Below are 5,113 nucleotides of genomic sequence, written 5' to 3' on the forward strand. Positions count from 1 at the left end.
CGAACTGCCCGGCGGCGGGCGGGAGGTGGCCGCTGTCGCCGTGTCCGCCACCTCCGGGACCCTGGTGCTGGCCGGCCAGGACGGGGAACCGGTCGGCCCGGCCCTGATGTACGACGACCGGAGCGCGGCCGATGTCAACGCCCGGGCGCAGGAGCTGGGCGCGGCGCGCTGGCGGGCGCTGGGCCTGACGGTCGGGCCGACGGCCGCCCTGGGCAAGCTGGTCGGGTACGCGTCCCGGGCCCTGCCGGGTCAGCTGGTGCTGCACACCCCGGACCTGCTGGGCCTCAGGCTCACCGGGCATCCGGTGGCCACCGACTGGAGCCATGCGCTGAAGTCCGGCTACGACCCGCGCACGGGCGAGTGGGCCACCGAGGTCTTCGACGTGTTCGGCGTGCCGTCGCGGCTGCTGCCCACGGTGCAGGCCCCCGGTACCAGGAGCGGCACGGTTTCGGCGCGGGCGGCGGCCGAGACCGGCCTGCCCGCCGGCTGCGAGGTCCGGCTCGGGATGACGGACGGCTGCGCGGGCCAGATCGCCACCGGTGCGGTCGAACCGGGCCGGTTCGTGGGCGTGCTGGGGACGACGTACGTACTCAAGGGCGTGACCCGCGAGCTGGTCACCGACCCGGCGGGCGCCCTGTACAGCCACCGCCATCCGGACGGCTGGTGGCTGCCGGGCGGCGCGTCGAACACGGGCGGTGAGGCCGTCGCCGCGGTGGACGCCGCCCGGCTGCCGGCGCTGGACGCGGCGGCGGGGGAACGAGGTCCGGCCGGCTGTCTGGCGTATCCGCTGCGCCGCGAGGGCGAGCGGTTCCCGTTCGTCTCCGGCGCGGCACACGGCTTCCGTATCGGTACACCGCGCGACGAGGCGGACGAGCACCGGGCGGCGCTGGAGGGGGTGGCCTTTCTGGAGCGGCTGGCCGTGGAACGGGTGCAGGCGCTGGGGATCGAGGTGCGGGGCCCGCTCTACGCGGCGGGTGGCGGCAGCCGCAGCGCGGTGTGGAGCCGGATCCGGGCCACGGTCCTCAACAGGCCGCTGAGCGTGGCCGAACGCGCCGAGACAGCTTTCGGCGCGGCCCTGCTGGCGGCGTCCGGGACTCTGCATCCGGACCTCTCGGCCGCTGTGGCGGCGATGGTGGGAGCGGGGCGGACGGTCGACCCGGTGGAGCGGGAAAGGGCCGAACTCGACGCGTCGTACGGGCGGTTCGTCGCCGAACTGCGCTCACGCGGGTGGCTCGGCGCCGCCTGAGCCCCGGCGTGCGGCGGCTTCTACTGCGGGAAGCGTTCGACGAAGCGGCGCTGCCAGGGGGTCTCCACGGCGTGCCGGTCGTAGTGTTCGCGGACGTATCCGACGGCGTCGGCGGCCGGCACTCCGTCCAGTAGGGCAAGACAGGCCAGCGCCGTGCCGGTGCGGCCGCGGCCGCCCGCACAGGCGACCTCGACCCGCTCCCGGGCCGCGCGTTCCCATGCGTCGCGCAGGGCGTCCGCTGCGGCGGCCCGGTCGGCCGGCAGCCGGAAGTCGGGCCAGCGGACCCACCGTGACTCCCAGTCGACGGCGGCGGGTGCACGGCCCAGCAGATACAGGGCGAACGTGGGCGCAGGGCCCGCGGGGAGCGGCCGGCTCAGGCCCCGGCCCCGCACCAGACGGCCCGACGGCAGCCGCAGTACGCCCGCTGCCGACGGGTCCCAGCTCTCGACCGGCTCCGGCACGACACCTCCACGGATCGGATCGGACGAGTCGGACCGCCTCACACCGACTCGGACCGGGCCGCCGACGGCGGCGGGCGCCGCTCCCGGCCATCCTCGCACCGCCCGGAGCCTGTCCGGGCCGATCAGGTCGGCGTGTGCCGGCGGCCCCATCGGGTGTGCGCAGACCGCGATGACGACGACGGTGATGCGGGAGCTGCTCGTCGGCTTCGTCCAGCGGGAACTGGTGGCGTAGCGGCTGCACCTGTACCGCCGCTCCCGCCGCCCCGTCCGTTCAGATCTCGGCCCGCATCCTGCGGACCACCGCGGTCCCCCGCAGCCGGCGCACGGCGGACGCGAGCTGCGGGTGGCGTTCGCCCAGCTGCTCGGAGCGGAGGTCCAGTTCCTCGGTGAGCCGCTCGGCGCGTTTCTCCACGTCCAGTTCGTCCAGGATGCGGTCGATCTCGGCGAGCAGCGCGCCGTGCAGCTGCCACTGGCGCGGGTGCTGCTGCACATTCTCCAGGAGGAGGTGGGCGACGCGGTCGCGGGTCACACCGGCGTCCGCCAGCGCGGTCGTCAGGCGGGACTCGGCGTCCTGCGCGCTCTTCGCGACCGGCGTGGTGATCAGTACGGCGAAGCTCTCGATGGCGTCGGCGAGGTTCGCCATCAGCTCCTGCAGAGCCGCGGCCACATCGTCCGGGAAGAGCGGCTCGTCGGTCCGCTCCTTCGCCAGGTCCGTCATGGTCCGGGTCAGGACCCGCAGGACCACGGCGCAGATCTCCAGGGTGTCCAGACCGGTGCGCAGCACGACACGCGACAGCAGGCCCTGGCGCACCCGGGGGTTGAGCAGCAGGCTCTCCTCGGCCTGCCGGAGCGAAGCGTCCACCTCGACGATGTCGTGGTCGAGCCTGCGTGCCGCGTGGAGCCGTGCGGCGGCCTGCTCGACCGGGGTGTGGCCCTCCGCCTCCGCACCGATGTCGCGGAGCATCCCGCCCATCGACTCCGCCATCTCCTCGATGGAGCTTCCGGCGGACTGGACCCAGACCGGCGGTGCCAGCAGCAGGTTGAAGAGCAGTCCCACACCCGCGCCGATCAGCGTCTCCAGGATCCGGTCCCAGGCGGTCGCGGCCACCTGGGAGACACCGAGGACCAGCATGGAGCTGATGGCGACCTCGGGTACGAACTCGTACACGCGCACGAGGCGTCCCACGATCAGCGCGGTGAAGATCGTCAGGCCCAGGCTCCACCAGGTGAGTCCCACGAGGGTGCTGAAGCCGCTGGCGAGCAGCACTCCGACGACGACGGCGTTCACCCGTCTGACCCCGGTGGTGAGCGTCGCGTAGAGGGTGACCTGGACCACGAGCAGGGCCGTCAGGGGCGCGGTGAGCGGCGCGTGCTGCGGCAGGGCCACCAGCGCGACCACATACGCGATGACCGCGGCCGCCGTGGAGCGGAGGGTCTGCACCCCGACGGGTTCCACGGTCCGCCGGACCAGCTTGACCACGGGTGCGGACACATCAGGCATGCCGGGTTCCTCTCTGCGCGGTGGTGCCTCCGTGTCCCCGGTGGCGTCGCGTCCGTCCGCACACGACAGCGGCCAGTGTGACGGCGCACGGGGCCGACGCGCCGACAGGCGCACCGGGGTGTCGCGGCGGCCCCGCGGGCGGGAGCGGGAATCATCGTCGGGAACACCGCGTACGGACCACCGGCTGCGGTGCCCCGCACAGGCGCCCCGACCGGAGGCGCCGGATGCCACGGGACTACCGTGGTACGGCCCCCATGGCGGTCCTCGCGGGCGGGTGCGAGAGGTAAGGATGTCTGGAATGAACCTGCCGGATCTGACCTTTTCCCGGTTTCCGGCCATGTGGCAGCTCGACGGTCCGGCCCTGCTGCTGGTCCTGGTCCTGGGCGGGCTCTACGGCTGGGGTGTGGTGCGGCTGCGGCGCCGCGGCGAACAGTGGTCGGCCGGGCGTACGGCCGTCTTCGCCCTGCTGGGTCTCGGCACGATCGTGGTGGCCACGATGTCGGCGCTCGCCGTCTACGACGAGGTGCTGTTCTGGCCGGCCGCCGTGCAGAACATCCTGCTGGACCTGATCGCCCCGCTCGGCCTGGCGCTGGGCGACCCGCTGTCGCTGGCCTGCCGTGCGCTGCCGGGGCGGGCGGCGGCCGGGCTGCGGCGCGCGGTGACCGGCAGGTTCGCCAGGCTGCTGGCCTTCCCGCTGGTCAGTTCGCTGCTGGTCCTGGTGTCCGAGCTGTGCGTGTACTTCACACCGTACTTCGAGACCGCGCTGCGCCACGGCGCGCTGCACCAGCTCATGTACGCGCAACTCCTGCTGGTCGGTTGTCTCTTCGTGCTGCCGGTCCTCACCGAGGAGGCGCTGCTGCCGAGCTGGTGCAGCCATCCGGTGCGGGCCGCGATGGTCTTCTTCGACGGGCTCATCGACGCGGTCCCCGGCATCGTGGTCATGACCAGCGGCACCCTGATCGCCGGCACCTGGTACACCCAGCACTCCCCTTCCTGGGCGCCGGACGTCCAGCGGGACCAGCAGATCGGCGGCGGCGCGATGATCACGCTCGCCGAACTGGTCGGGGTGCCCTTCCTGCTGGTGATCTTCGTGCAGTGGGTCCGCTCCGAGCGGGCCAGGACGGTGGCGCTCGACCGCCGGCTGGACGCGGAGCTGATCCCTGCCGCCCCCCGCGCGACGCCGGCCGGGCCAGTCGGCTCCGCGGCGTCTGCGGCGGTCACGGCCACCGGGCAGGAGGTCCCGGCCGAGCCGGAGCGGGTCCGTCCGTGGTGGGAGTCCGACGGCGGCATCGTGGGCGACCGTATGCGCCAGGGCCGCCCGTAATCCGGCAGGCCCGCCCGCGGCCACCCCGCTCCGCGCCCTCAGGGCCACGTCGCATACTGGGGTACGCGATGCGGGGCGGGCCACCGTGGCCGGTCTCCGCCGGCGCCACCGATCAGCAGGCCAAGAGGGATGTGGGGCAACCGGATGAGTCCTGATCAAGACCGTGGGACGCGACCCGGCGGCAGTGACGCGGACGAGGCGGTGCCGCCCACGGACGAACAGCGGGCGGGCTGGCGCGGGGTGCAGCAGCGCGCCAGGGGCATGACTCACCACCAGGCGAAAGCAGCCCTGGAAGCGGCCCGGGAGGCGGCCGAGCGGAGTCCGCTCGACGACGGTCCTGAGCGGGCCCGGTCAGAGGCGGAGATCGAGGAGTGGGAGCGCATCACGGATGCGCTCGCCGATCACGCCGGGTACTACGACCCCGAGGTCGATCCCTTCGTCCAGGGAGAGCTGGCAGGTCAGTCCGACCGCGAGCGGGACCAGCCGTCCGCGCCCCGGCCCACGGAGGGCGACGCCGGCTGAGGGCCCCGGGACGCGCGGTCCCTGCGGAGCCGCCGGGGCACGGGGACCCGGCGCGGGGA

Annotated in this window: 5 protein-coding genes; 3 read left to right on the plus strand and 2 right to left on the minus strand. The window is 74.0% G+C overall.

Features of this window, described 5'->3' with window-relative positions; all coding sequences use genetic code 11:
* On the plus strand, positions 1-1,246 hold a 1,246-nt coding region (locus tag G3I19_RS34390; RefSeq protein ID WP_164267626.1), incomplete at its 5' end, for an FGGY-family carbohydrate kinase.
* A gap of 20 nt (positions 1,247-1,266) precedes the next feature.
* Here the strand turns inward: G3I19_RS34390 and G3I19_RS34395 are convergent.
* Both G3I19_RS34395 and G3I19_RS34400 read right to left on the minus strand, forming a co-directional pair.
* Positions 1,267-1,707, minus strand: a complete 441-nt coding sequence (locus G3I19_RS34395) for a protein-tyrosine phosphatase family protein (RefSeq protein WP_164267627.1) — start codon at positions 1,705-1,707, stop codon at positions 1,267-1,269.
* A 271-nt stretch (positions 1,708-1,978) separates the two neighbouring features.
* Positions 1,979-3,208 carry an aromatic acid exporter family protein gene (locus G3I19_RS34400; RefSeq protein ID WP_164267628.1) on the minus strand — a complete coding sequence of 410 codons (1,230 nt, stop codon included), beginning with the start codon at positions 3,206-3,208 and terminating at the stop codon, positions 1,979-1,981.
* A 298-nt stretch (positions 3,209-3,506) separates the two neighbouring features.
* Here G3I19_RS34400 and G3I19_RS34405 point away from each other — a divergent pair, with 298 nt between their 5' ends.
* Positions 3,507-4,532 carry a cytochrome c oxidase assembly protein gene (locus G3I19_RS34405; protein WP_203600985.1) on the plus strand — a complete coding sequence of 342 codons (1,026 nt, stop codon included), beginning with the start codon at positions 3,507-3,509 and terminating at the stop codon, positions 4,530-4,532.
* A 144-nt stretch (positions 4,533-4,676) separates the two neighbouring features.
* Positions 4,677-5,054: a hypothetical protein gene (locus G3I19_RS37105; protein WP_203600987.1), complete on the plus strand. Its 378-nt coding sequence runs from the start codon at positions 4,677-4,679 to the stop codon at positions 5,052-5,054.
* Positions 5,055-5,113: the final 59 nt, after the last annotated feature.

The sequence above is a fragment of the Streptomyces sp. SID10853 genome, assembly GCF_010548145.1.
In the GTDB taxonomy this organism is placed as follows: Bacteria; Actinomycetota; Actinomycetes; order Streptomycetales; family Streptomycetaceae; genus Streptomyces.

Coding starts and splice junctions, on each gene's coding strand:
- G3I19_RS34400 (WP_164267628.1), bottom strand. CDS start 3,208: ATGCCTGATGTGTCCGCACCCGTGGTCAAGCTGGTCCGGCGGACCGTG.
- G3I19_RS34405 (WP_203600985.1), top strand. CDS start 3,507: ATGAACCTGCCGGATCTGACCTTTTCCCGGTTTCCGGCCATGTGGCAG.
- G3I19_RS37105 (WP_203600987.1), top strand. CDS start 4,677: ATGAGTCCTGATCAAGACCGTGGGACGCGACCCGGCGGCAGTGACGCG.